Annotated in this window: 24 protein-coding genes; 19 read left to right on the top strand and 5 right to left on the bottom strand. The window is 56.0% G+C overall.

Features of this window, described 5'->3' with window-relative positions:
* Positions 1–16: 16 nt before the first annotated feature.
* The 3 genes from C2U68_RS10180 (at position 17) to hemJ (ending at position 1,391) form a co-directional block, all read left to right on the top strand.
* Positions 17–388 (top strand): lipid-A-disaccharide synthase N-terminal domain-containing protein, encoded by a 372-nt coding sequence (locus C2U68_RS10180; protein WP_140912368.1) that lies wholly within the window; start codon positions 17–19, stop codon positions 386–388.
* Positions 389–494: 106 nt separating this feature from the next.
* Positions 495–950, top strand: a complete 456-nt coding sequence (locus C2U68_RS10175) for a DUF4124 domain-containing protein (protein ID WP_140912367.1) — start codon at positions 495–497, stop codon at positions 948–950.
* Positions 951–965: 15 nt separating this feature from the next.
* Complete coding sequence (gene hemJ / locus C2U68_RS10170) at positions 966–1,391, top strand: protoporphyrinogen oxidase HemJ (RefSeq protein ID WP_140912366.1); 426 nt, start codon at positions 966–968, stop codon at positions 1,389–1,391.
* Positions 1,392–1,429: 38 nt separating this feature from the next.
* Here hemJ and murU read toward each other — a convergent pair whose 3' ends face one another.
* The gene (murU, locus tag C2U68_RS10165; RefSeq protein WP_140912365.1) at positions 1,430–2,116 is read right to left on the bottom strand and encodes an N-acetylmuramate alpha-1-phosphate uridylyltransferase MurU; all 687 of its coding nucleotides are present in this window, start codon (positions 2,114–2,116) and stop codon (positions 1,430–1,432) included.
* A complete protein-coding gene (locus tag C2U68_RS10160) occupies positions 2,113–3,117 on the bottom strand; it encodes an aminoglycoside phosphotransferase family protein (protein ID WP_140912364.1) in 1,005 nt (334 codons plus the stop codon). Before C2U68_RS10160 ends, murU begins: the two co-directional genes overlap by 4 nt.
* A 287-nt stretch (positions 3,118–3,404) precedes the next feature.
* Here C2U68_RS10160 and C2U68_RS10155 point away from each other — a divergent pair, with 287 nt between their 5' ends.
* Genes C2U68_RS10155 through C2U68_RS10145 form a run of 3 tightly spaced genes read left to right on the top strand, consistent with a single transcriptional unit; the run spans position 3,405 to position 7,920 of the window.
* Positions 3,405–6,098, top strand: a complete 2,694-nt coding sequence (locus tag C2U68_RS10155) for an LPS-assembly protein LptD (protein ID WP_260839295.1) — start codon at positions 3,405–3,407, stop codon at positions 6,096–6,098.
* Positions 6,099–6,105: 7 nt separating this feature from the next.
* On the top strand, positions 6,106–7,392 hold the full coding sequence (locus C2U68_RS10150; protein WP_140912423.1) for a peptidylprolyl isomerase: 1,287 nt from the start codon (positions 6,106–6,108) through the stop codon (positions 7,390–7,392).
* Between the two features lie 6 nt (positions 7,393–7,398).
* Complete coding sequence (locus C2U68_RS10145) at positions 7,399–7,920, top strand: DbpA RNA binding domain-containing protein (protein WP_140912362.1); 522 nt, start codon at positions 7,399–7,401, stop codon at positions 7,918–7,920.
* Positions 7,921–7,943: 23 nt separating this feature from the next.
* Here the strand turns inward: C2U68_RS10145 and C2U68_RS10140 are convergent, their stop codons facing one another.
* A complete protein-coding gene (locus C2U68_RS10140) occupies positions 7,944–10,274 on the bottom strand; it encodes a TonB-dependent receptor (protein WP_140912361.1) in 2,331 nt (776 codons plus the stop codon).
* A gap of 195 nt (positions 10,275–10,469) precedes the next feature.
* On the opposite strand from C2U68_RS10140, the gene rnd reads away from it, so the two are divergent.
* Positions 10,470–11,618: a ribonuclease D gene (rnd, locus tag C2U68_RS10135; RefSeq protein WP_140912360.1), complete on the top strand. Its 1,149-nt coding sequence runs from the start codon at positions 10,470–10,472 to the stop codon at positions 11,616–11,618.
* A gap of 39 nt (positions 11,619–11,657) precedes the next feature.
* Here the strand turns inward: rnd and C2U68_RS10130 are convergent, their stop codons facing one another.
* Together C2U68_RS10130 and C2U68_RS10125 are read right to left on the bottom strand one after the other, a co-directional pair.
* Positions 11,658–12,314, bottom strand: a complete 657-nt coding sequence (locus C2U68_RS10130; RefSeq protein WP_140912359.1) for a TMEM165/GDT1 family protein — start codon at positions 12,312–12,314, stop codon at positions 11,658–11,660.
* Between the two features lie 81 nt (positions 12,315–12,395).
* Positions 12,396–13,325, bottom strand: coding sequence for a ZIP family metal transporter (locus C2U68_RS10125; RefSeq protein ID WP_140912358.1), 930 nt, complete (start codon positions 13,323–13,325; stop codon positions 12,396–12,398).
* Positions 13,326–13,617: 292 nt separating this feature from the next.
* On the opposite strand from C2U68_RS10125, the gene C2U68_RS10120 reads away from it, so the two are divergent.
* The 12 genes from C2U68_RS10120 (at position 13,618) to C2U68_RS10065 (ending at position 24,575) form a co-directional block, all read left to right on the top strand.
* Positions 13,618–14,187: a DUF2780 domain-containing protein gene (locus tag C2U68_RS10120; protein ID WP_140912357.1), complete on the top strand. Its 570-nt coding sequence runs from the start codon at positions 13,618–13,620 to the stop codon at positions 14,185–14,187.
* Between the two features lie 43 nt (positions 14,188–14,230).
* Positions 14,231–14,629: a hypothetical protein gene (locus C2U68_RS10115; RefSeq protein ID WP_140912356.1), complete on the top strand. Its 399-nt coding sequence runs from the start codon at positions 14,231–14,233 to the stop codon at positions 14,627–14,629.
* A 64-nt stretch (positions 14,630–14,693) separates the two neighbouring features.
* The gene (nadA, locus tag C2U68_RS10110; protein WP_140912355.1) at positions 14,694–15,791 is read left to right on the top strand and encodes a quinolinate synthase NadA; all 1,098 of its coding nucleotides are present in this window, start codon (positions 14,694–14,696) and stop codon (positions 15,789–15,791) included.
* 61 nt (positions 15,792–15,852) lie between these two features.
* Complete coding sequence (locus C2U68_RS10105; protein ID WP_260839294.1) at positions 15,853–17,166, top strand: cobyrinate a,c-diamide synthase; 1,314 nt, start codon at positions 15,853–15,855, stop codon at positions 17,164–17,166.
* Positions 17,167–17,236: 70 nt separating this feature from the next.
* Positions 17,237–18,286 (top strand): recombinase RecA, encoded by a 1,050-nt coding sequence (gene recA / locus C2U68_RS10100; protein ID WP_140912354.1) that lies wholly within the window; start codon positions 17,237–17,239, stop codon positions 18,284–18,286.
* Positions 18,249–18,746, top strand: a complete 498-nt coding sequence (locus C2U68_RS10095) for a regulatory protein RecX (RefSeq protein WP_140912353.1) — start codon at positions 18,249–18,251, stop codon at positions 18,744–18,746. Before recA ends, C2U68_RS10095 begins: the two co-directional genes overlap by 38 nt.
* Positions 18,747–18,846: 100 nt before the next feature.
* Positions 18,847–21,447 carry an alanine--tRNA ligase gene (gene alaS, locus C2U68_RS10090; protein ID WP_140912421.1) on the top strand — a complete coding sequence of 867 codons (2,601 nt, stop codon included), beginning with the start codon at positions 18,847–18,849 and terminating at the stop codon, positions 21,445–21,447.
* Between the two features lie 67 nt (positions 21,448–21,514).
* On the top strand, positions 21,515–22,735 hold the full coding sequence (locus tag C2U68_RS10085) for an aspartate kinase (RefSeq protein WP_140912352.1): 1,221 nt from the start codon (positions 21,515–21,517) through the stop codon (positions 22,733–22,735).
* 184 nt (positions 22,736–22,919) lie between these two features.
* A complete protein-coding gene (locus C2U68_RS10080) occupies positions 22,920–23,177 on the top strand; it encodes a hypothetical protein (protein WP_260839293.1) in 258 nt (85 codons plus the stop codon).
* A 153-nt stretch (positions 23,178–23,330) separates the two neighbouring features.
* Positions 23,331–23,552 carry a heavy metal translocating P-type ATPase metal-binding domain-containing protein gene (locus C2U68_RS10075; RefSeq protein ID WP_260839292.1) on the top strand — a complete coding sequence of 74 codons (222 nt, stop codon included), beginning with the start codon at positions 23,331–23,333 and terminating at the stop codon, positions 23,550–23,552.
* Between the two features lie 17 nt (positions 23,553–23,569).
* Positions 23,570–23,866 (top strand): hypothetical protein, encoded by a 297-nt coding sequence (locus C2U68_RS21190; protein ID WP_186289570.1) that lies wholly within the window; start codon positions 23,570–23,572, stop codon positions 23,864–23,866.
* Between the two features lie 97 nt (positions 23,867–23,963).
* Positions 23,964–24,575 (top strand): hypothetical protein, encoded by a 612-nt coding sequence (locus tag C2U68_RS10065; protein ID WP_140912351.1) that lies wholly within the window; start codon positions 23,964–23,966, stop codon positions 24,573–24,575.
* Positions 24,576–24,637: the final 62 nt, after the last annotated feature.

The following is a 24,637-nucleotide window of genomic DNA, read 5'->3' as shown; positions in this document are numbered from 1 at the left end:
TGGAAGCGAGGACTTGATGGAACAGGGTGTTTTCGGTTTTTTCAGTCATTTGATGGACAAATGGCAGCACCATCTGTCCAGCATGGACTCGAACGATATTATCTGGCTCACCATCGGGTTGGTGGGGCAGTCGCTGTTCATGATGCGCTTCATCGTGCAGTGGATTCATAGCGAACGCCACCAAAAAAGCATTATTCCGGTCAGTTTTTGGTATTTCAGTCTGTCGGGCGGGGTGATCGTCTTGCTGTACGGTATTCACCGGGTTGATCCGGTGATTATTCTGGGGCAATTGCCGGGCACTTTTGTTTATGCCAGGAATCTGATGTTGATCAGGCGCGAGCACCGAGACGCGCTGGCCGAATTGACTGATGACGAGATAGGTAGCTAGTGCCGGCTATTTACTCGGCGAGAGATTTTCGCCATGGTCCGGAAAAGACAGCCGCTTTGCCCTAAACTTAATCAATTCGTATAACGACATATCGGTGAGGTTCCTGATGAGGTATTTTGTTCTGATCGCGATGATTATTGCCTGGCAGCAAGCGGAAGCCGAGGTTTTCAAATGCGTCGGCAAGGATGGTAAGACCGTCTATCAATCGAAACCCTGCCAAACCGCGGCGAAAGTCGAGCAGTTGGATATTCAGGCCGATCCGGAGCTGGAGGCGGCAGCAAAAGCCAAACGCGAAGCTTTGGAAAGCGAATATGACAGTAAGAAAGCCGCGAAACGGGAAGCGGAGCGGCGCGATGCCGTGTTGAGAAATCAAACCGAATCGACCAATGCATTGAAGCAAAGTGCTATCGCCCAGCAGCAACAAGTCGAGGCTGCGCAAAGACAGGCCGCAGCGCTGGAGCGGCAGGCCCAGCACAATGCCAATCCGGTCATGATCGTTGCGCCGCCGGCGGTGCCTGTGTCTCCAGGCTCGACGGTCACCAAAGACCAGACGCTGCGCTAACCGGCGGGTGCACCGATGTTGTGGTTAAAAGCCTTACACCTGATATTCATGGTCACCTGGTTTGCCGGGCTGTTTTATTTGCCGCGCCTATTCGTCTACCATGCGATGAGCGAGGACAGTATCAGCAACGAGCGCTTTAAAGTCATGGAACGCAAGTTGTACTACGGCATCATGACTCCGGGAATGCTGTGCACCCTTGCGTTCGGCATCTGGATGTTGGCCGACTATGCCTGGATGTTGTATTCGGCTAGCGGCTGGTTGCACTTGAAATTGGCACTGTTGGGCTTGTTGGTGGTGTACCACGGCGTTTGCGGCAAATGGCTGCTGGATTTCAAGCACGACCGTAATCGCCATTCCCACGTTTATTTTCGGTGGGTCAACGAGATACCGGTTCTGTTCCTGTTTGCGATCGTCATCTTGGCAGTGGTTAAGCCTTTTTGACGGCCTGCCGATCGATTGTCCGGGGGCCGCTGGGCGGTCTAAGTCTTTATCGGGGCTCGTTCGCTGCCGACCATGTTACTGAAATGTTCCAGTCGGTCTGGGGTGCCGATATCGAGCCAGATACCGGAATGTTTTTGTCCGCTTATCCGTTGCTGTTGTATTGCCCGATTGAGCACCGGGCGCAATTTTAGCGGTGCTGCCGGAACGCCCTTGAATAATTCGGGGTGATAGAGGCCAATTCCGCTGAAAGTCAGTTTGGTTTCCCCTTGCTCTGCCAGCAAGCCGGAGTCCGTCAGGGCGAAGTCGCCTTCGGGGTGGTGCGGCGGATTGTCGATCATGACCAGATGTGCCAAGTCTAACTTGACGTCGCGCAACGGCCGCAATGAACAATCGCAGACAATGTCGGCGTTGATAGCCAGAAACGGAGTATCACCAAGTAGCGGCAAGGCTTTGGCGATGCCGCCGGCCGTTTCCAGTGCCGTTTCGCCTTCGTCGGAGTAAGCGATCGATAGGCCCCAGCGTGCGCCGTTGCCGCAATGGTTTTTAATGAGCGCGCCGAGGTGGGCGATATTGATCACGATATCGGTGAAACCGGCGGCGGCCAGATTTTCCAGCGTGTATTCGATCAAAGGTTTGCCGGCGGCTCGCAGTAGCGGTTTCGGGGTGTGATCGGTCAGCGGACGCATTCGTTCGCCGCGTCCGGCGGCGAGGATCATGGCTTTCATTGGATGGGCGGGTAAGCGGGTTTAAGCTGCTGCTGTAAAAATTGGTGAAACTGGTCCAGCTCCGGATAGCGAGTACAAACGTGTTCCACGTAGGCAAACGTGCGCGGAATATCCGCCAGATAACTGGATTTGGCGTCGCGCAGGTGGAGCCTGGCAAAAATACCGATTGCTTTCAGGTGACGTTGCATGCCCATCAGATCGAACCAGCGTTGAAATTGCCGGTAGTCCACCGCGATCAAGTCTGCGGCGTCTAGACGGGTATGGTAGGCTTGAGTCCAGGCGTCGACTTGCCGGGCCGGCCAAGTGATGTAGCAGTCACGCAACAGCGATACCAGGTCGTAGCTGATCGGGCCAACCACGGCGTCTTGAAAGTCGATTACACCTAGAGTACCACTGCGCGGCAACATCAGATTACGGGAATGGTAGTCGCGGTGGACGCAGACCCGCGGCTGCGCCAATGCCGATTCGATTAGAATCCGATTCAGTCGCTCTGCCAATGATTGCGGCAATTCCAGTCCGACCAATTTTTGCAGGAACCACTCGTAGAAGATGCCGAGTTCGCGTTCGATGAATCCCGCGTCGTATTCCGGCAATCCGCAGCTGGCGGGGTCGACGTTGCGTTGCAATGCGAACAGGCTGTCCAAGGCCTTGGCATAGAGGCTCTCCGCAGTTTCAGGGTTTAGCCGGTCCAACAGGTTTTCGCAGCCTAAATCTTCCAACAGCAAAAATCCCAGCTCAGTGTTGCTGCTATGAATCTCAGGTACGTGAATGCCGGCCTTTCGCATTAAACCCGCGACCCGGATAAACGCGGCGCAGTTCTCTTTCTCGGGCGGGGCGTCCATCGCGATGTGCACGCCTGAGGCGTGTTCGATCCGAAAGTAGCGCCGGAAACTGGCGTCACTGGAAGCGGGGGAGAAACGATGGATGTCCAGCGAAAGATCGCGCTGCAACCAATCGACGAGTGCCGCCAGGCGACGGTCTTCCAAGCGGGAGTCGTACATTTTTGATATTTGCCGAGCAACCTAAGGTAAAATGATTCGATGCATTTTATTCGATTTCCATCCCGCTAAGCCAATTTAGCCGCATTCGCCAAAACATGAATTATCGGTTCTATACAATTTCTTCGGCTTTGATGTTCGTAACCGGGCTCGCGTCCGCCGCCAACAACTCGGCATGGAATTGTGAACAAACCAAAAATGGCGAATGGACCTGTCTTAACCAAGGCCCAAGTAACACGCCTGAGGCCCAGCAACAACCGCAAACCGTAAAAACTGTTCCGGCAGAGCCGGTGGCGCCGGCCAAAGCGGAAACGGTGGCCCAACCGCCCGCCGCCGTAGCGCCTGTGCCGGTGCAGCAGGCGCAACAACCGGCGGCGTCTCCGAAGGATGCGCCGAAAGAAACGGTTAAAGTCGTGGAAAAATCGGTCGCCGAGCCGCAGAAGTTGCGGGTGAAAGTTGGCGAGAACCAGAAACCGGAAGTCGAAAAAGCAGAAGCCAAAACTCAGGTTGCGGCGGGTGGCAGCCGAACCCAAGGCTGGACCTGTAAGGCTGGGGATGCCAAAAACGGTTGGAACTGCAATCTGGTCGGTGCCGATCCCAAAGGCGAAGCCCATATAGTCGACGATAACGGCGTCGCCGATGCGGCCGGTTCGCTCTGGTTTGCCCCGGCGTTCAGTCATCAGCAGGAACGCGACTTTCAGACTTTGCGGGCCGAATTCGATCGCGATCCGTGGCAAAGCTGCGAGGTGTGGGGAAAGAGGAGGCCTAAAATCAAGGCGACTTCCAAAGAAGCCAGGGATGCGGCAACCACCGAAATCAATGCCGATTTTTCCGAAGTCTTCGACGGCGAAGTGTTGAATTTTGCCGGCAATGTCGATATGAATCGTGCCGATCAGCATTTGGTGGCCGATAAAGCCAGTTACGACACAGTGGCCGAAACCTTAGACGCGCAAGGCGGCGTGTTATACAGCGAAGATCAACTCGCGATGTCCAGCGACACGTTGTCGCTGAATCTGGGCAAAGACGAAGCCCGTCTGCGCAATGCTCAATTCATCGTGCCGCAGGCGCCTTTCCGCGGTAGCGCCGACGTGGTTTACCGGGACAGTAAAAGTTTGTCGCGCTATAACGATGCAGCCTTTACCAGTTGCGCCCCCGGTAACCAGGATTGGGTCGTGCATGCTTCGCGTTTGAAGATTAACCGGGACAGCGGGCAAGGCTCGGCGAAGAACGCCTGGCTGGAGTTCAAAGGCGTTCCGGTGTTGTATACGCCGTACATCTCGTTTCCTACCGACAACCGGCGCTTATCCGGTTTCCTGGCGCCGACCTGGGGTAGTACCCAGCGTAACGGTTTCGACGCTACTTTACCGTTTTACTGGAATATCGCGCCTAACTTCGACGACATCGTCACTCCCCGGTACATGAGCCGACGCGGCGAACAATTACGCAATAAATTCCGCTATTTGACGGAGATGTCCCGCGGTACGTTTGCCGCAGAATACATGCCGCACGACCAGTTGGCGGATAAAGCCCGCTACTCGGCGAGTTTGAAAGACCAGACCTTATGGCTTCCGGGCCTAAGTTCCTTGCTGGATTTGAACTACGTCTCCGACAAGACTTATTTCAACGACTTGAACAACGCTCTGGGATTTCAAAATACCAGTTACCTGCCCAGTACCGGCATGCTGACCTACGCTCGCGCCGGCGTGTATCTGTCGGCCGCCGGCTACCACTACCAGTCGGTGGACAAGACCATCACCGACGATTTGTTGCCTTACGACGTACTGCCGCGCATCGGCATGAATTTTTCCCACGCCTTCGACGATTTTCCGCTGACTTTGGCGTTGGACAACCAATATAGCTATTTCACCCACAAGACCCTGGTCAACGGCCAGCGCTTTAATGTGGCGCCGTCGGTCAGCTTCCCGTTGGAAAGCAGTGAGGGCTTCTTCATCCCGAAGATTTCGGCCTTGTATTCCCAATACCAGCTCAGCAACCAGACCGTCGCCGGGCTGCCGAGCAGCATTTCCCGGACCTTGCCGGTGTTTTCGGTGGACAGCGGCATTGTGTTCGAAAAGGATATGCAGATTTCGGGGACTCCGTATGTCAATACTTTGGAGCCGCGCCTGTTTTATCTGTACATCCCGCGCAAAGACCAGAGCAATATTCCGATCTTCGATACCGCGCTGTTCGATACCAATTTCTACAGTTTATTCCGGGAAAACCGTTTCTCCGGTTACGACCGGATTCAAGATGCTAACCAAATCACGCTGGCGGCCTCCTCGCGCTTTATTGATTCAACTACCGGGCTTGAACCGCTCAAACTGACGCTCGGCCAGATTTTGTATTTCGAGGATCGCACGGTCGATCTGTTCGATCGAAATAATCCGACCTTGCGGCCGTTCGCCCAACCTCAAACCAGTAGCACTTCCAACTTCATCGGCGAGTTGAGCGGCCAGTTGAGTCGGAATCTGCGCTACATCACCGGCGCCCAATGGGATCCGGAGTTGAACAGCTTGTCTCGCGGCCAGTTTGCGTTGAAATACCGGATGCAGCCAAACCAAATCTTGAATATCGGTTACCGTTACCGTCGCGCCAATCCGCAGGACGTGGTGCAGACCGTAAACCAAAACAACACGACTCAAGTGTTCTCGCAAACCATCTCGCAAACTGACGTCTCGTTCCGCTGGCCGTTGTTCGGCGAGTGGTTCGGCTTAGGCCGTTGGCAATATTCGTTGAATTTCGACAAAACCACCGAGAGCTTCATCGGGATCGAGAAGGAAAACTGCTGCTGGCGGTTCCGCGTCCTCGGCCGGCGTTTCATCAACGGCGCCAACACCATCGCCTTCATCGATCCGAGCACCAAGCCGGAAACCGCTTTCTTCGTACAGTTGGAACTCAAAGGCCTGAGTAGTTTCGGCGACCATGTCGATACCTTCCTGCAAACCAACCTGGACGGTTACCGCAAGGATAATTTCTTTGAATAAGCAATACATGTTGAAACAATCGCTAGCCACTTTGCTGTTTTCGCTTAGTTTTTACGTCGGCTTGGCCCAGGCCCAGCTATTGGATCGGATCGTTGCGGTGGTCGAAGAAGACGTTATCCTGAAACGGGAGCTGAACACCGAAGTTGCGGCGATCAGCAATAAGCTGAGTAGTAGCAACGTGATGGTGCCGCCGGAATTCGTGCTACGCAAACAAGTGCTTGAACGGATGGTGGTCGATAAATTACAGCGGCAAATGGCGGCAAAGTCCGGGATTCAGGTCAGCGACGAAATGCTGAACGCCTCGGTGGCGGACATCGCCGCCCGCAACGGCATGTCCGTCGATGCTTTCCGCAGCGAATTGGCCCGGCAAGGGATGGATTACAAGGGTTTCGAAGACAACCTGCGCAACGAAATCATCATCAACCAGTTGCGTGGCCGCGAAATCGGGGCGCGGGTTAAAGTGACCGATGCCGAAGTCCAGCACTACATGGAAACCCAGAGTAAGGCGGGGCAGAGTGGCGGGCAATATCATCTGGGCCATATTCTGATCGCGGTCCCGGAAGGCGCCTCAGCTTCGGCGATTCAAAAAGCCAAAGACAAAGCCGACCAAGTCATTGCCGATTTGCGCGGCGGCAAAGATTTCAAACAAGTCGCGGTTGGCGTTTCCGACGACGACAACGCGTTGAAGGGCGGCGATCTGGGCTGGCGCAGCATAGGCCAGATTCCTTCGCTGTTTACCGATATTGTCGGTACGATGAACCAGGGCGACGTATCCGAGGCCATTCGGAGCCCCAGTGGCTTTCATATCATCAAGATGCTGGAAACCGAAGGCGGTAGCCAACATATCGTTACCAAGACCAAGGTCAGACATATCCTGATCAAAACCAATGAACTGGTCGACGATGCCGAGGCACAGAAACGCTTATTGGCGCTGCGTGACAGGATCAACGATGGCGACGATTTTGCCGCGCTGGCTCGGGCCCATTCCGACGACAAAGGTTCGGCCATCAACGGCGGTTCGCTGGATTGGGTTGGGCCGGGTGCCTTGGTGCCGCCGTTCGAGGAAGCGATGAACAAATTGGGTATCAACGAAATTAGTGCCCCGGTACAGACTCAGTTCGGCTGGCACATGATTCAGGTGTTAGGTCGGGAAAGCCAGGATAATAGCGAGCAGTTTAGAAAAGATAAAATCCGCGACGAGATTCGGAAGCGCAAAATCGAGGAAGAAACCGAGTTATGGTTGCGGCGCTTACGCGACGAAGCTTACGTGGAAATCGATTTGGACCGACTGTAATAAGTTATGAGCGCGATTCCGGTTGAGCCGAGAAAAGAAGATAAATTCAAACGCCGCCTGCAACGGGTTGCCAGAGAAGAGGATTTGACTCGGCAGCGCGACTTGGTACAACGGATAGCGGCCGATTTGAATATCGACCTGCTAACTTGCGCCGCGGCGTTGGTATTCATGAACCAGCCGAATCTGTATCCACCCCTGAAACGCCAGCCGGCGGAGCCGAGCCGCTCGATTCAGCCCAACTATAAAATGGTTCGTTACCGCCTCGCGGTCGGCAATCAACACCAAGTCAGTCGCGACCAGATTCAGGCGGTATTGGTATCGGAGTCCGGCGTCGACAGAAAACGCATCGGCCGGATTGACATTCGAGACACCTATACGCTGGTGGAGTTGCCCGACGGCATGCCGGCAGATGTCTTTCAGTTATTGGCAGAAACCGAAATCGGCTCGCAAAAGCTGAACATCAAACGCATCAAGCCCAATAAATTCAGACAACAGCGCAATGTTGGCGGAGACGAAAACGGCGGTTGAACCGCCGTTTTCATTGGTGAAGATTACATCGTCAGGCGAATGCCGATCCAGGCCGCTCGGGGCGCGCCGACGCCGACGAAGCGGCTTTGTTGATCGCCCGGCAAACCCAGGCCGTCCAATACATCCCCGGTATTACCCCAGGTGCCGAAGTTGGCGTATTCGCGGTCGAACAAATTGGTCACTCTACCGAACAAGGTGACGTTTGGATTAAAGCGGTACTCGCTACGCAGGTTGAACACGACGAAAGCCGGCAGTTTGGCCGTCAGATTGGCCTCGTCGCCACGTAGGTATTGCGAGCTGTTGTAGTTCATGTCCATGCCCAAGGTCCAGGCCGAGACGATGTCGAAGTCGGTACTGAATTTGAATTGGTGGGCCGGGATGCCGGGCAATTTATCGCCGGGTCGCACGACGATGTCGCCGTTACCGTCCGCCATTGGGTTGTTGGGGCTGCTGGACAGAAAGCCGGTTTCGAAGCTGGCGTCGATATAGGTGTAATGGGTCGACCAGCGCCAACGTTCGTAAAAGTTTCCGTTCAGGCCGAGTTCGACGCCTTGGCGCAGGGTCGAGCCGACATTGTCGAAGTAACCCAGGTTGCTGCCGACGCCGCCGGTACTTTTGAAGATGATGTCGTCATTGTTGATGGTGCGGAACAGCGCCAGATTCCAGTCCAGATAGCCCGGCAACAGGTTTTTCAAGCGGCCGCGCAGACCGGTTTCGAAGGTGTTTGCGACCACTTGCTTCAACGGCGGATCGGAGACGAATGCGTTCGGCAGTCGGCACGGATCGTCGGGATTGGCACAGCTCAACTCCATCGGTGTCGGCACTCGCGACGATTCGCTGTAGTTGCCGAAGAAGGTCAATTCCGGCATTACGGTGTAGGTAAAGCCGGCGGCCGGATTGAAGCGGTCGAAAGAATGCGAGCCGTTCAAATCTTCGCCGACGTGATCGCGCAGTTTGATGTGGGATTGGTTGTAGCGTCCGGAAACCGTGACGTCCAATTGGTCGGTCACAGAAAAAGTATCGGTCAGGAAAACGCCGTAGTTGTCGGTCTCGGTGGTCAAACGGACGTGAGCGTCTTGAATCAATACGCCGCCGCCGGCCACACCGCGGTCGGCGGTCAATGAACCCAGTTGGGTGTCGGCGTGGTAACGCGCGTTACCGTAGTCAAAGCTGGCGCCGCCGACCAGACGGTTGTTGCGACCGAAAATCTTGTGGTCGAAGGCATCCTGCAGTGCAAAACCGAAGGATTGTTGCAGCGTGCTGGAGGTATTGATCGTGCCGCCTTCCAAGCTGGAGAGCGCGCCGATGTTGTTTCCGTTAAGATCCAATAGGCCCTCGTCGTCCAGTTCTCCGCCGGATTCGGAGCACAAGAAATTGTCCTCGCCGCCGCCTTCGTCGACGCAGGGGCCGAATTCGCTACCGTCGCCGTTATAAGTGCCGATTTTATTGCGTCGGTAGTACATGGTGCCGGATAACTGGTTGTGGTCGTTCAACCAAGTGTCGCCGTCCAGTGAGACCAGCATCATTCGGTTGCGAGTAATGTCGGGGTGGGTGAACACTTGATCGCGACCGAAAGCCAGCATTTGTTGCGGTAGCGTGCCGTTGCCGCGCAAAGTGTTCTCGGTCCCGGCAATGCTTAGGTCCAGACTGGATTTAACGCCGCGCCAGCTCAGGGTACCAAAGCCTTGTTTGGCCTCGCTGGGAGAATGGGCGCGCCAACCTTTCTCGTTGAAGTATTTGAAATCCAGGAAATAACCCCAGGTGCCGTTGTTCCAGCCGCTGCTGACTTCTTCGGAATGCCGGTCCCAGGAGCCACCTTGGGCCTCGAAGCTGTGACCGGGCGCGGAAAAGCCGGTCTTGGTATTGACGCTGATCGAACCGCCCAATGCATTCAGACCAAAGGCCGGATTCGACGCCGGCTGCAGCGCCATGCTTTCGATCGCGCCGTTCGGTATCAAATCCCAGTTCACCATGTCGCCGAACGGTTCATTGAAGCGGATGCCGTTGACGTAAACCGCCAAGCCCTGCGGCAATCCCATCAACGGCGACGCGCTGAACCCGCGGTATTGCACGTCCGGCTGTAGCGGGTTGTTTTGGGCGTCGTTAATGTTGACGCTGCCCAAATAACGGTTCATGTACTCGGCCAGCGAAAGCGCCTGTGCCTCCTGCAGCTGGTCGGCGGAAACGGTTTGTACGTTGGCCGGGATTTTCCTGATGTCAATGCCGCTGAACTGTAATGGCGTTACCGCAACCACCTCTACCGCATCCAGTTTATCGGATGTTTCGGCCGCGATGGCTTCGGCCAACGGCAGCAGGCTAAACCAGGGCAACATACCCACGGCAAATTTATTCATGACTTTTACCTAAACTGACTAACCAAAAAAGTGCCGCATGGTAACTTGCGCGTTGTAAAGCGCTATGGTTTCGGTTGAAAAAAGGAAATTTTCCCGCTCCCCGTCATTGGCGAATTATTCAGCCGGGCCGCGGCCGGCGGAGTAAAATAGCCAGCCGAGCCCTTTATCGGCCCCCTTGTCAAACAGAATGAGATCATGTCCATCCAATACATCGATAAACCCGACCAAATTGCAGACCTTTGCCGGCAAATAGCCAACGAACCTTGGATTGCACTGGATACCGAGTTTCTCCGCGAAAAAACCTATTACCCCAAGTTCTGTCTGTTGCAAATCGCGGCGCCGGGCTGGGTTGCCTGTGTCGATCCGCTGGCCGTCGGCGATTTGAGCGAGTTGTTCGACGCCATCTACGCGCCGAATATCGTCAAGGTGCTGCATTCGTGCCGCCAGGATCTGGAAATTTTTTATCAGATCACCGGCAAAATCCCTGGGCCGATCTTCGATACCCAGATTGCCGCGCCTTTGTTGGGTTTTCAGGAAAATCCGGGCTATGCGATGTTGGTATCCAGCTTTTTGAACGTCAATTTGAGCAAGGCGCATACCCGCACCGATTGGTCGGAGCGGCCGTTGAGCGCCGACCAGATCCAATACGCTGCCGACGACGTGATTTATCTGTGCAAGATTTACACGATGATGTGCGAACAATTGGCCAAATTGGGACGATTGAATTGGCTGGAGAGCGATTTTGCCTTGTTGAACAATCCCGAACTCTACCAACTGTCGCCGGAGAACGCCTGGCTCAAAATCCGCGGTAAGAACAAATTGACCGGCAAGCAGTTGTCGATCATGCAAAGCCTGAGCGAATGGCGCGAACGCAGCGCGCAGCAGGAAAACAAACCGCGCAACTGGTTGATGCAGGACGATTTGCTGCTGGAGCTGGCCAAATTGCAGCCGGTAACGCTCGCCGAGCTCGGGAAGATCCGCAACATCAACGAACGCACGGTAAACCGTTACGGCAAGACCCTATGCAGCCTGATCGATGAGGCCAGGCAACGGCCGCCGAAGCCGATTGCCGATAAAGACCACGCCTTTAAAAAGAATCAGCAACACGAGGCGATTCTGGATGTGTTGAGCGCGGTGGTCAGGATTCGGGCCGAGGAAAATTCGCTGAATCCGGTGATACTGGCAAGCCGCAAGGATTTGGAGCAATTGCTGTTCGGCGACGAGGATTGCCTGCTGCTGCAAGGCTGGCGCTACAACATGGCCGGCCGCGAATTGCAGGGCCTGCTGAATGGCGATTATTCGTTGAGCTTAAAACCCGAAGGGGTGGTAATCAGCGCTGCGTAATACCAAAGCCGTTGAGGCGGATATATTCGACAAACCGGTTCAGAGGGTTGGAATCAGTCCGGCTGCAGCCAGGCTAAGATAGGTTTTGTAGCCGGCGGCGGCGGCCAATCCCAGAAAAAGCAGGCCGCTGACTTTATGCAACAGGCTAAGCGGGATACGTTGCAGTACGGTACGGCCGGCCAATACGCCGAGCGCGGATGTAAAACTCAATGCCAAGGTGGACCCTAACCAAACGGCAGCGGGTTGTGCGGTACTGCTGAAGGCGACCACAGCCAATTGCGTCTTGTCGCCGAATTCGGCGACCGTGATCAACAAGAAGGTGGTGAAGAAAATGCCGTGACCGCTTTTTTCGGCAACATCCTGTGCGTCTTCGTCATCGTCGCCATTGCACAGGGCGTGAATGCCGAACACCGCGAATAACAGCGCGACACTGGCCGCGACGGCATAGTCCGGCAGCCAGTTCGCGATCGCTGTGCCGAATACCACGGCCAACGTATTCAACAGCATGAATGCCGCGATCGCGCCCCACAGTACCGGTGCCGGCCGGTGGCGCGACGCCAGCGTCATGCAAACCAGTTGGCTTTTATCGCCGATTTCGGCGGCGGCGATCAGTGCAAAGCTGGTGCCGCCGGTGGTCAGAAGTTCGGCTGGGCTGATGGCTTGAAGTTGACCAAGTAGCTGGGAGATATAGTCCATGGATCCGGTGTTTTCGAGAAAGACAAAGGCAGGCCCGCCGGTTTTGATCTGTAAGGCGGGCGGTTGGGTCGAAAGTGTCGGCTAGACCAGCAGCCTGTCCAATACCATCATCACGATGAAACCGAACATCAGCGAGAAGGTGGCGATGCGGGAACGGCCCTTGGAGTGGGTTTCCGGGATGATTTCTTCGCTGATCACGAACAGCATGGCGCCGGCGGCGAAACCCATGGCGATCGGCAGGATCGACGAAAACAGTGTGACCATCGTGATTCCCAGCAAACCGCCGACCGGCTCGACCAGGCCGGTCAAGGTGGCAATTCCGACCGCTTTCCATTTATCGTAGCCCAGGCCCACCAGCGGCAGAGCCACCGCCAAACCTTCCGGCAGGTTTTGCAAGGCGATCGCGATGGACAGCACCAAGCCGTTGTTCAAATCGCCGGAACCAAAGCTGACCCCGACCGACATGCCTTCCGGGAAGTTATGGATGGTGATGGCGATGATGAACAGCGAGATTTTTTGAAGCGAATCCAAGGAATGGTCGCTGACCGAATCGAAATGCAGATGCGGCAGGCGGCTGTCGGCGAAATGCAAGAACAGGGCGCCGATCAGCATACCGGCCGAGACGACCCACAAACCTTTGCCGGGCCAGACTTGTTCGCCGTATTCCATGCCGGGCACCAGCAGCGAAAATGCGGTCGCGGCCAACATGACGCCGGCGGCGGCACCGAGCAGACTATTGAATAAGCGGTCGGAAATGTCTTTAAAAAACAGGGCCGGCAGGGCGCCGACGCCGGTGGCGCAGCCGGCCAGTACGCTGGCGAGAAAGCCGATCACGACGATTTTGCCGAAAATGAGGTAGAGGCTGCCGAATACCAGAATTTGCGATGCCAGGAACAGGCCGACCAATACCCCCCAACGTTGCAAGGTCGGCAAAGTCATGACCTGCAGGTATTTGGGGTGGGCTTGCAAGCGGAGATAGTAGTCTTCCAGTGTTTTTTGAATATTCTGCATATCGTTACCCGATCGATGGTTAGGCCAAGCCGGCGATTATACTTATTAAGTGTAAGCTTAAGTACCGTTTGCCGGGAATCCGTTCGGAGACCATCGCGCATGCGGTTTGGACAGGTACTACCTGGTCGATACGGTGGTGCCATAGCCGAACAAGTTTAGTACCCCAGAACGCTGTCGGTTGCCAGGGGCTAAGGTTTCGATTTAAAGTTCCAACCGGCACGTTGGGTAGCGGCTGAGTACGCCGGATCGGGACGTCTATTCGCAAACTGAGGCAAAACAGGGTATCTCTACTATGAAAAACTTACACGGGTATGTCACGACGATCGCGCTGTGCTGCTTAAGCGCGAGTGTGCCGGCACAGGAGGCCGGTCAGATTTTCGGCTTGGGTGGGGCGCAAAATGCGGTTGCGCAACAAGCGCCGGCTGCGGTCGGCGCACTGGGCTCTGCCGTTACCGGTACAGGCAACGAAGCGAGTTTGATCAATTTGCTGGTCGGAAAATTGGGCATCAGTCCGCAGCAGGCTTTGGGTGGCGTCGGCTCGATCTTTTCGGTGGCGCAACAACGCATGAATCCCGCCGATTTTTCTCAGTTGAGCGGTAGCGTTCCCGGCATGGACGGCTACCTGTCGTCGGCGCCGCAACTGCCGCCAGCCGGCAGCAATAGCGGTTTATTGGGTGCCGCCGGCAGTCTGTTGGGTGGTCAAAACAATGCCTTGGGCAGTTTGGCGGCTTTGGCCGGCTCGTTTCAGTCCTTGGGCATGAACCCATCCATGGTCAGCCAGTTTTTGCCCGTCGTATTACAGTATGTGCAAAACCAGGGCGGATCCGGCACCATGAACCTGTTGCAACAGGCTTTGCATTGAGACCCCGCTAGGCGGCCTTTGATTCAGACAAAAAAATAACAACATGGAAATATTACTGGTCGGTGCGGCACTTATGATTGCCGCAATTTTAATGTCGGCTTGGCTGATGACTTTTGCCAAATGGTTCCCGGTTCCCGGCATCGACGGCGTGTTCCTGAAGGACTACAAAACCATGATTCGCGCTCACGTCGATTTTGCGTTGATGGCGCTGTTCTGTCTCGGCTTTTACGCAACCAAAGTGCAGTTACCGGTGGCGGCATGTTGGCTGGTCGTGATCGGCGGCATGACCAATCCCGGCGTATTTGTGGTTGCGGCTTTCGATCCCGATTTCTGGGCCAAGCCGGTGTGGCGGATTTATTCGCTGCTCAGTTTTATCGCAACGACCTTGGGATTCGGCTGGATCGCCTGGACTTTATTGCGCTTCGCTTTGCAGACCGGCTAAGCGGTATCGAAAACAGCGGCTTGGCGCTACAATGGCGCGTCTTTCATTGCCAGGTAACGATTACATGACAGCCGCTGCTTTACCGATCCACGATTATGCCTTACTGGACGACGCCGAGTGTGATGAGCGGATAGCCGCCGCCAAAGCCAAACTCGGCAAACGCTGCATTATTCTGGGCCACCATTACCAGCGCGATGAGGTGTTCAAGCACGCCGATATTTACGGCGATTCTTTGAAACTGTCGCGCGAAGCCGCCCAATCCGAGGCTGAATACATCGTATTTTGCGGCGTCCATTTCATGGCCGAGGTCGCCGACATTCTGTCGCGGCCGGAACAAATCGCAATTCTGCCGGACATGGCGGCCGGTTGCTCGATGGCCGATATGGCCAACAAAGTCAAAGTCCAACAATGCTGGGATGAGTTGGCCAAGATCATCGACGTCGAAAATTCGGTCACGCCCGTCACCTATATTAACTCCGCCGCCGATTTGAAAGCGTTTTGCGGCCAACACGGCGGTATCGTCTGTACCTCGTCCAATGCTCAGAAAATCCTGAACTGGAGTTTTGCCCGCCGCGAGAAAGTGTTGTTCTTCCCGGACCAGCATTTGGGCCGCAATACCGGTTTTCGGATGGGTATCCCGTTGGCACAGATGGTGACCTGGGACTTCAACAAACCCCAAGGCGGTTTGACCGAGCAGCAAATCCGCGACGCCAAGATTATCCTCTGGAAAGGCCATTGCTCGGTGCATCAGGCATTTCAGCCGGAGCAAATCGACAATTTCAAGGCTAAACATCCGGAAACTATCGTCATTTCCCATCCGGAGGCTTGTTTCGAAGTCTGCGAAAAATCGGATCACATCGGTTCAACCGAGATGATTCTGAAGATTGTCCGCGAAGCCGAAGCCAATACCCGCTGGCTGGTGGCCACCGAACTGAATCTGGTCAACCGTCTGGCCCAGGAGTGCAAGGCCCAAGGCAAAAGCGTGCATTTCATGGCGCCGACCTTGAGCATGTGCTCGACCATGTTCCGCACCGATCCGCAGCATTTGTGCTGGGTCCTGGAGAATTTGGCCGCCGGCCATGTCGTCAACCAAGTCGCCGTAGCTGCCGAACAGGCCGCGCTGGCCAAGCAGGCGCTGGACAATATGCTGGCGGCTTCCTGATCCCGCGCTTTTAAGCGCCCGGCCGGCGTCAATCCGCCGGTCGGCTACTCTCGTTTTCATCATGACATCCTTGCAAAACTCCTTGGCCTGCCCGGCAATGCTGATCGCTGCGCCGGCTTCGGGCCAAGGTAAAACCACCATCGCCGCCGCGCTGGCTTACCATTTCCGCAGCCAGGGTCTGCGGGTGCGGGTGTGCAAAACCGGCCCCGATTTCATCGATCCGCAGATATTGGCGTTCGCCTCCGGTCATCCGGTTTACCAACTGGATTTGTGGATGATGGGCGAGAGCCATTGCCGCGAGTTGCTCTACCGTGCCGCCGGGGCAGCCGATTTGATCTTGATCGAGGGTGTGATGGGCCTGTTCGACGGCGACAGCAGCAGCGCCGATTTGGCCCAGACGCTGGGCGTGCCGGTGGCGGCGGTAATCGATGCTCAAGGCATGGCGCAAACCTTCGCCGCGGTCGCCCATGGGTTGGCCAGCTACCGGCCGGAATTGCCGTTTGCCGGCGTCATCGCCAACAAAGTCGGCAGTGCCGGCCATGCCAAGCTGTTACAGGAAGCCTTGCCTCCGGACATGCCGATGCTGGCCGCGGTCGCCCGCGACGATGCCATCGGACTGCCTTCGCGCCATCTGGGCTTGCTGCAAGCCGACGAAATCGGCGACCTTTCCGCCCGCTTGGCGCGAGCCGCCGAATTGCTGAACGGCTTCGGCCCGTGCCGGTTGCCGCAACCGGTGCGATTCGAGGCGGTCCGCGGCGAGCCGCTGCCGCAACTGCTGGCCGGGTTGCGGATTGGCGTCGCGCGGGATGCGGCGTTTTCGTTTATTTATCAAGCCAATCTGGATTGTCTGTTGGCGATGGGCGCCGAGTTGGCGTTCTTCTCGCCGTTGGCCGACTCGGCGTTGCCGGAGGTCGATAGTCTGTATTTGCCGGGCGGCTATCCGGAGCTGCATTTGTCGGCGCTGGCCGGGAATTTGCCGATGAAGCGTGCCTTGCGCGAGCACCATGGTCTGGGCAAAGCGATTTACGCCGAATGCGGCGGCTTTCTGTATTTGCTGGAAAGTCTGGCCGACAAGCAGGGCCAGGCCGCCGAGATGGCCGGTTTGTTGCCCGGCCGGGCGACGATGCAGAGCCGGCTGGCAAACCTGGGCATGCACAGTCTGACCTTGCCGGAAGGCGAGATCCGTGGTCACAGTTTTCATTTTTCGACCCTGGAAACCGAACTGCAGCCGCTGCAGATTTCGCAGCCGCTACGCAGTTTCGGCCATGGTGAAGGGTTTTTTCGCGACGGCGCTTTGCAGGCGTCTTATCTCCACCTGTATTTCCCGTTCAACCCGCGCGCGGCGGCCGGTTTTTTCCGGCAATCCGGCCGATAAAAACTGTTTCACGGCCGGCCTCTATGGGATAATGCCGCGTTTTCACCGGGCAGACAACAGTAGGTAGGATATGGACGAAAACAAGAAAAAGGCTCTCGGCGCCGCGTTGATGCAAATCGAAAAACAATTCGGCAAGGGCTCGGTCATGCGCATGGGCGACGTCGCCGCGACCCGCGACATCGAAGTGGTGTCTACCGGCTCCTTGTCCGTCGACATCGCTCTGGGTTGCGGCGGTTTGCCGCGTGGCCGGATCATCGAAATCTACGGTCCCGAATCGTCCGGTAAAACCACGTTGACGCTGCAAACCATCGCCCAGATGCAGAAATTGGGCGGCACCGCGGCCTTCGTTGACGCCGAGCACGCGCTGGACCCGGTATATGCGCAAAAGATCGGCGTCAATATCGACGACCTGCTGGTGTCGCAACCGGATACCGGCGAGCAGGCCCTGGAAATCACCGACATGCTGGTCCGTTCCGGCGCGGTCGACATCGTCGTCATCGACTCGGTGGCGGCGCTGACACCGAAAGCCGAAATCGAAGGCGACATGGGTGACTCGCACATGGGCCTGCAAGCCCGTTTGATGTCGCAGGCCTTGCGTAAACTGACCGCCAACATCAAACGTTCCAACACGCTGGTGATCTTCATCAACCAGTTGCGGATGAAAATCGGCGTGATGTTCGGCAATCCGGAAACTACCACCGGCGGTAACGCGTTGAAATTCTATGCCTCGGTCAGGATGGACATTCGCCGCATCGGCGCGATCAAGAAAGGCGACGAGGTGATCGGCAACGAAACCCGGGTCAAGATCGTCAAGAACAAAGTCGCACCGCCGTTCAAGCAGGCCGACTTCGAAATTCTGTACGGTGAGGGCGTGTCATTCCTTGGCGAATTGGTCGACTTGGGCGTCGAATTCGGCTTCGTGCAAAAGTCCGGTTCCTGGTACAGCTACAACAACGACAAAATCGGCCAGGGCAAGGATAACGCCAAGCAGTATTTGCGCGAGCACCCGGAAATCGCCGCCGAGCTGGAAAAAGCCATTCGCGAGAAAGCCTTCGCCAGCAGAGTGACGACCGCTCCGGCCCATGAAGACGAAGACCCCGAGTTCAACGACGGCGAATGAGCGCGGCCGGCAAATCGAAGAGATTTGTCTGAGATTGTTGGCGCGGCGCGAGCATAGCCGCCGCGAGTTGCTGGATAAGTTGGCCTTGCGCGGCTTCGAGCGCGAAGAAGTTAATCCGGTTATCGATGCGCTGACCGAGCAGAATTGGCAAAACGACGACCGCTACGCCGAATGTTACGTCCGCGACCGCATCGGTAAAGGCTACGGCCCGATCCGCATCGCCTACGAATTGCAGCAGCGCGGCATCAGCGGCGTCGATTTGGACGCGCAAGCCGAAGAGCAGGGCGGCTGGCTGAATTTGGCCTTAGACGTTTATGCGGGTAAATACGGCGACGAAAAGGCCTTGCCGCCAAACGAATGGGCCAAGCGCAGCCGGTTTATGCAGCAGCGCGGCTTTAGCGGCGAGACGATCAAGCAGGTGTTTGCCGCATTAAAAATCAAGTTATCTCGGTCGGGCTGATCCTTTCGGTTCAGCGCTGTATCCGGTTTGGTGGCTCTGGCGTGGCCAAGGCCGAGTTTGTTATGGATTAGAAAACAACTGAAGTAAACCCATGAAACATATGACCAGCGCCGAAATTCGCGCCGCCTTTTTGGAATTTTTCCGCCAGCGCGGCCACGCCGTGCGTCCGTCCAGCAGCTTGGTGCCGGGCAACGATCCGACCTTGCTGTTCACCAACGCCGGCATGGTGCAGTTCAAGGACGTGTTCCTCGGCCGGGAGAAAGTCGATTTTAACCGCGCCGCGACCAGCCAGCGTTGCGTGCGGGCCGGCGGCAAGCATAACGATTTGGAGAACGTCGGTTACACCGCCCGCCACCATACCTTCTTCGAGATGCTGGGCAACTTCAGCTTCGGCGACTATTTCAAGCGCGACGCGATCAATTTCGCCTGGGACTTTTTGACCAAAGAAATGGGCATTCCGCCGTCCAAACTCTGGGTGACGGTGTTCGACGAGGATTCCGAAGCCGAGGCGATCTGGCTGGAAGAGGTCAAAATCGATCCGACCCGCTTCTCGCGCATCGGCGCCAAGGACAATTTCTGGTCGATGGGCGATGTCGGTCCGTGCGGTCCTTGTACCGAGATTTTCTACGACCACGGTGAGCATGTGGCCGGTGGCCCGCCCGGCAGCCCGGACGATGACGGCGACCGTTACATCGAGATCTGGAATCTGGTGTTCATGCAATACGAGCGCGACAAGGACGGCAACCTGACGCCATTACCGGCGCCGTCGGTCGACACTGGCATGGGCCTGGAGCGCATCGCCGCCGTGATGCAAGGCGTGCACAGCAACTACGAAATCGACATCTTCCAAAATCTGGTCAGAACTGCCGCCGCGTTGGCCGGTACCAGTGATTTGAGCAACAGCTCTTTGCGCGTCATCGCCGACCATATCCGCTCCTGCGCGTTTTTGGTGGCGGACGGTGTGCTGCCGTCCAACGAAGGCCGCGGCTACGTGTTGCGCCGCATCGTGCGTCGGGCGATCCGCCACGGCTACCGCTTGGGCATTCAGGACACCTTCTTCTACAAACTGGTCGCACCTCTAGTTGCCGAGATGGGCGCAGCCTATCCTGAACTAGCCAAGGCTCAGGATCAGGTCGAGCGGGTTTTGAAGAAGGAAGAAGAACGCTTCGCCGAAACCTTGGGCCAAGGTATGAAAATCCTGGAGAACTGCGTCGCCAAGATGGACGGCCATGTCATACCCGGCGACGTGGTGTTTTTGCTGTACGACACCTACGGATTCCCGGTGGATTTGACCGCCGACTTCGCGCGCGAGCACAACTTGAGCGTGGACCACGCCGGCTTCGAAGTGGAAATGAGCGCCCAGCGCGACCGGGCTCGGGCCGGCGGCCAATTCGCGGCCGATTATGACCAGGACATACGCCACGACAGCGTTACCGAATTTACCGGCTATTCGCATCTTGACGGCTCGGTGCAAGTCATCGGCCTGTTCAAAAAAGGCCAACCGGTCGAGAGCTTGGAAGCCGGCGACGAAGGCGTGGTGATTCTGGACCAAACTCCATTCTACGCCGAATCCGGCGGCCAGGTCGGCGACAGCGGCTTGATCGAATGCACCGGTGGCACGTTCGAAGTCACGGACACCCAAAAGCAGGGCGGCCAGTTGTTTTTGCACAAGGGCAAAGTCGTCAAAGGCGTGATTGCCGAAGGCATGGCTTGCGAAGTCAGCGTCAACGCCGAGATCCGTAAAGCCACCGAGCGCAATCACTCGGCGACTCACTTGTTGCACGCCGCCTTGCGCAACGTGTTGGGCGAGCACGTGCAGCAAAAAGGCTCGCAGGTCAACAATGAGCGTTTACGTTTCGACTTCTCGCATTTCGAGCCGATGACCGCCGAGCAAATTGCTGCGGTCGAGCGTTTGGTCAACGAACAAATTCGCGCCAATAACGCCGTCTGCGCGCAAATCATGGCCAAGGATGACGCGGTCAAAGCCGGCGCGATGGCCTTGTTCGGCGAAAAATACGGTGACGAAGTTCGCGTTCTCACCATGGGCGATTTTTCCACCGAGCTTTGCGGTGGGACTCATGTGCAACGTACCGGCGACATCGGTTTGCTGAAAATTGTGACCGAAACCGGCGTCGCCGCCGGCGTGCGTCGCGTCGAAGCGGTAACCGGCGAAGGTGCGTTGGAATGGATTGCCCAGCGCGAACAGGCTTTGTTGAGTATCGCCGGCTTGTTGAAAGCCGCGCCGGACAAGACCGCCGACAAGGTGCAACAGTTGTTGGAGAAAACCCGCCATCTGGAAAAGGAGCTGGAAAAACTCAAGGGCAAACTGGCCAGTTCGGCCGGTGACGAGATGACCAGTCAGGCCGTCGAGGTCAACGGAGTGAAAGTATTGGCGGTGCAGCTTGAAGATGTTGATCCGAAAGCCTTGCGCGACTTGGCCGATCAACTCAAAAACAAGCTCGGCAGCGCCGCATTGGTGTTGGCCACCGTCAGCGGCGACAAGGTCAGCCTGATAGCCAGCGTCTCGAAAGACGCGATGGACAAGGTCAAGGCTGGCGATTTGGTCAACTTCGTCGCCACCCAGGTCGGCGGCAAAGGCGGCGGCCGGCCGGATATGGCGCAAGCGGGCGGTAACGATCCGGCGGCATTGCCGGCGGCGCTGGCGGCGGTACCGGAATGGGTTAAAGCCAAGCTGGGTTAATCGCGACGGCGGGCGAGAGCGTCCGCCACCAATTTCAGTGTAAGAAAGCCAATAAGGTCAATAAAGAATGGCATTGTACGTTTATAAATTCGGCGGCACTTCGGTCGGCTCGGTGGAGCGGATCAAGGCGGTGGCCGAAAAAGTGAAAATAGCCCACGACAAGGGCGATCAAATCGTGGTCGTCGTCTCGGCGATGAGCGGCGAAACCAACCGCTTGGTGGCATTGGCCAAACAAATGCAGCCGCAACCGACCGACCGCGAGTTGGACGTGCTGCTGTCGACCGGCGAACAGGTGACCATCGCGCTGCTGTCGATGGCGTTGCATCACATCGGCGTGGAAGCCAAGTCCTATACCGGTCCGCAGGTGCGGATTCTGACCGATAGCGCCTTTACCAAAGCCCGCATCCGCGAAATCGACGAAGCCAACATCCGCGCCGATCTGGAGGCTGGTCGAGTCGTGGTTGTGGCCGGTTTTCAGGGGGTCGACGAGCACGGCAACATCACCACTTTAGGCCGCGGCGGTTCCGATACCACCGGCGTGGCGCTGGCGGCGGCGCTTAAAGCCGACGAATGCCATATCTACACCGACGTCGATGGCGTCTACACCACCGATCCGCGCGTAGTACCCAAAGCGCGGCGCTTGGAACAGATTACCTTCGAGGAAATGCTGGAAATGGCCAGCTTGGGTTCGAAAGTCCTGCAGATCCGCTCGGTCGAGTTCGCCGGCAAATACAACGTCAAATTGCGCGTGTTGTCTTCGTTTATGGAAGGCAATGGCACTCTAATTACCTACGAGGAATCAGAAATGGAAAAAGCGTTAATTTCGGGCATCGCGTTCAATCGGGACGAGGCCAAACTGACCTTGACCGGTGTGCCTGATTTGCCGGGGGTGGCGTCGAAAATTTTGGGGCCGATCGCTGCCGAAAACATCGAAGTGGACATGATCGTGCAGAACATTTCCGCTCATGGCACCACCGATTTCACCTTCACCGTGAATCGCAATGACTTTGCCCGCGCCAAGAATGTGTTGGAAGGTTTAAAAGCTGACTTGGGCGGCAGTACGACGGTGATTGGCGACAACACCATCGTTAAGGTGTCTATCGTCGGCGTTGGCATGCGCTCGCACGCCGGTATTGCCAGCTCGATGTTCAGGGTGTTGGCCGACGAAGGCATCAATATTCAAATGATTTCGACATCCGAAATTAAAATTTCGGTAGTGGTCGATGAAAAATACCTGGAGTTGGCTGTTCGCGCATTGCATACCGCATTCGGTCTGGATCAGCATTAGTCTGTTAGGCAAGGCCGGCCGTTGCGGATGGCGCAAGAGAAAGCTGGGTAGGAGTCCAATAATTAAAAAAACTGTGTTATATAACGCGTTAGAAATAAGGCATATGCCTTGTTTTTGCCGAGAAATCGCGCTTCATACGGACTTTGTTCGGCATAATCAATAAGTTATATTTGTGGCATTTTTTGTGCTGTTTATCGGCGTTGCATTAATTTTTTCTGCGCGAGGTAAACAGATGGCTCAAGAATTGGTAGTTGTGAATCAAGAAGTGGTTGCTCAGCAACTGAATACCGCCGGATTGGTTTTGGGTGCCGGTTTGGCGGTGGCTTCGATGATTTTAGTGCCGGCTTTGGCGATGCGGCTTGGCTTGAGTGCGAGCCTGACCGGAGCCCTGAGAATTGCGTTGATGAAGGCTTCCAGCCAAGCGGCACGGGGTCGCCGATAGTGGTTCCTGCGCCCCTGCCGTAAACCGGCGGGTCAGCGCCTCAAACTTCAAAATTTTCCTTTCGGGAACCTATGTCCAAGTTGCCGTCACTCGCATCACGCCGTTGGTTTTCGTCAAGCCGGTTGTCAGGTTCAGGTATAATTCCACTACGGAATGGCGGTATTTGCCGAACAAAAACGGGTTTGTGTCATGGCGGATGAAATCAAAAAAGATTGCGACCTTTGCGGATTGCCGGTTGAAGTGACGGGTTTTGAACTTAAAACCGTCGACGGAGACAAAAGATTTTGTTGCGAAGGGTGTAAAGGTATTTACCAAATGTTGCATGAAGCGCAAGTATTAGCGGATCAAGACGACGCCCGTCAGCCCAATTCATAAACAGCATAGAGGACACTATGGCGCACAAGCACGAACCCAAATCCGATGCAAACGGTCAATCGATGACTAAGCAGGTGGTGGCGGGTACTTTGGCGACCGCAACGGTTAATACTGGAGGAAAATTAATGAGTAAACTAGCGAAACATCCACTGCTGGTGTTTGGTGCCGGGATGGTAGCCGGTTATTTTGTCTACAAATACCGGAAAGATATCATTGCCAGTGCCAGCAAGACCCTGGAGGCAGGCAAAGACTTCGTGCTGCACCAAAAGGAAAACCTGGAAGATATCGTTGCCGAGGCCAAAGAAAGCGAATGAGCAGGCTTGGTTTACACCTCCAACCCGAACTTTGCTGAGTTGACAACGGGCGGTTTCGGCAATCCCGAACCGCCCGTTTTAGTGTGTATTACGACCCATGGCAATCCAGAAACAATTTCTATTGCGTTACCGCGGAGACGGCCACGTCAGGTTTCAACTGCCGGTATCGGCCTGCCAAGCCGAGGCCGCCAGACAGCTTACGCTAAAACTCTCGGAAACTGGCGGCGTGCGTTCGGTGCGCCTCTATCGAAACCAGCGCAAATTATCGATCCGTTATAACGAGTCGGTTTGCGGCTTCAATCAATTGGCAGTTTGCCTATATCGTGTCGTGGCCGAGTTGGAACAACAGGGGCTGTTCGAGACGCCTTTAGCCGACAAGGCTAAAAAATCGATGCTCGATATCAGTCAGCGCTTCAAGCAAACCCGGGTCGGCGGTTGGTTTCGCGAAAAATATCAGGCCGGCCGGGAAACGTTGCAGGCGGCGAAGATCGTGGGCAAACTGGGTGTCAAAGGTCCGAAAGCGCTAATCAAGGATCCGGAAAAAGCCACAATCGATTTTTTAAATGACGTGTTGGTGCTCTACTTGATCAAGACCCATTGGACGCGGATTACCCAAGAATGGCTGGTGCGGCCGTTTGTACACCGTTACGAATGGATGGCCTTGTTCTATATGTTTTTCTTACTGGTCCGCTCCCGCAGGCCTAAATAGCGTTCAGCCCGGAGTCGCCGCTTGGCCGGCGGCGCACCGGTTCGCCTTTCCAGTACAGGATT

It is taken from the genome of Methylomonas koyamae (genome assembly GCF_006483455.1).
Classification (GTDB): Bacteria; Pseudomonadota; Gammaproteobacteria; order Methylococcales; family Methylomonadaceae; genus Methylomonas; species Methylomonas koyamae_B.
Note: the sequence above shows the minus strand (reverse complement) of the source record. Positions and strands in the feature narration are given on the sequence as shown.

Coding starts and splice junctions, on each gene's coding strand:
- C2U68_RS10180 (WP_140912368.1), top strand. CDS start 17: ATGGAACAGGGTGTTTTCGGTTTTTTCAGTCATTTGATGGACAAATGG.
- C2U68_RS10130 (WP_140912359.1), bottom strand. CDS start 12,314: ATGGACTATATCTCCCAGCTACTTGGTCAACTTCAAGCCATCAGCCCA.
- C2U68_RS10120 (WP_140912357.1), top strand. CDS start 13,618: ATGAAAAACTTACACGGGTATGTCACGACGATCGCGCTGTGCTGCTTA.
- nadA (WP_140912355.1), top strand. CDS start 14,694: ATGACAGCCGCTGCTTTACCGATCCACGATTATGCCTTACTGGACGAC.
- murU (WP_140912365.1), bottom strand. CDS start 2,116: ATGAAAGCCATGATCCTCGCCGCCGGACGCGGCGAACGAATGCGTCCG.
- C2U68_RS10175 (WP_140912367.1), top strand. CDS start 495: ATGAGGTATTTTGTTCTGATCGCGATGATTATTGCCTGGCAGCAAGCG.
- C2U68_RS10125 (WP_140912358.1), bottom strand. CDS start 13,325: ATGCAGAATATTCAAAAAACACTGGAAGACTACTATCTCCGCTTGCAA.
- rnd (WP_140912360.1), top strand. CDS start 10,470: ATGTCCATCCAATACATCGATAAACCCGACCAAATTGCAGACCTTTGC.
- C2U68_RS10105 (WP_260839294.1), top strand. CDS start 15,853: ATGACATCCTTGCAAAACTCCTTGGCCTGCCCGGCAATGCTGATCGCT.
- C2U68_RS10075 (WP_260839292.1), top strand. CDS start 23,331: ATGGCGGTATTTGCCGAACAAAAACGGGTTTGTGTCATGGCGGATGAA.
- C2U68_RS10160 (WP_140912364.1), bottom strand. CDS start 3,117: ATGTACGACTCCCGCTTGGAAGACCGTCGCCTGGCGGCACTCGTCGAT.
- C2U68_RS21190 (WP_186289570.1), top strand. CDS start 23,570: ATGGCGCACAAGCACGAACCCAAATCCGATGCAAACGGTCAATCGATG.
- C2U68_RS10065 (WP_140912351.1), top strand. CDS start 23,964: ATGGCAATCCAGAAACAATTTCTATTGCGTTACCGCGGAGACGGCCAC.
- C2U68_RS10140 (WP_140912361.1), bottom strand. CDS start 10,274: ATGAATAAATTTGCCGTGGGTATGTTGCCCTGGTTTAGCCTGCTGCCG.
- C2U68_RS10150 (WP_140912423.1), top strand. CDS start 6,106: ATGTTGAAACAATCGCTAGCCACTTTGCTGTTTTCGCTTAGTTTTTAC.
- C2U68_RS10145 (WP_140912362.1), top strand. CDS start 7,399: ATGAGCGCGATTCCGGTTGAGCCGAGAAAAGAAGATAAATTCAAACGC.
- recA (WP_140912354.1), top strand. CDS start 17,237: ATGGACGAAAACAAGAAAAAGGCTCTCGGCGCCGCGTTGATGCAAATC.
- C2U68_RS10095 (WP_140912353.1), top strand. CDS start 18,249: ATGAAGACGAAGACCCCGAGTTCAACGACGGCGAATGAGCGCGGCCGG.
- C2U68_RS10115 (WP_140912356.1), top strand. CDS start 14,231: ATGGAAATATTACTGGTCGGTGCGGCACTTATGATTGCCGCAATTTTA.
- hemJ (WP_140912366.1), top strand. CDS start 966: ATGTTGTGGTTAAAAGCCTTACACCTGATATTCATGGTCACCTGGTTT.
- C2U68_RS10085 (WP_140912352.1), top strand. CDS start 21,515: ATGGCATTGTACGTTTATAAATTCGGCGGCACTTCGGTCGGCTCGGTG.
- alaS (WP_140912421.1), top strand. CDS start 18,847: ATGACCAGCGCCGAAATTCGCGCCGCCTTTTTGGAATTTTTCCGCCAG.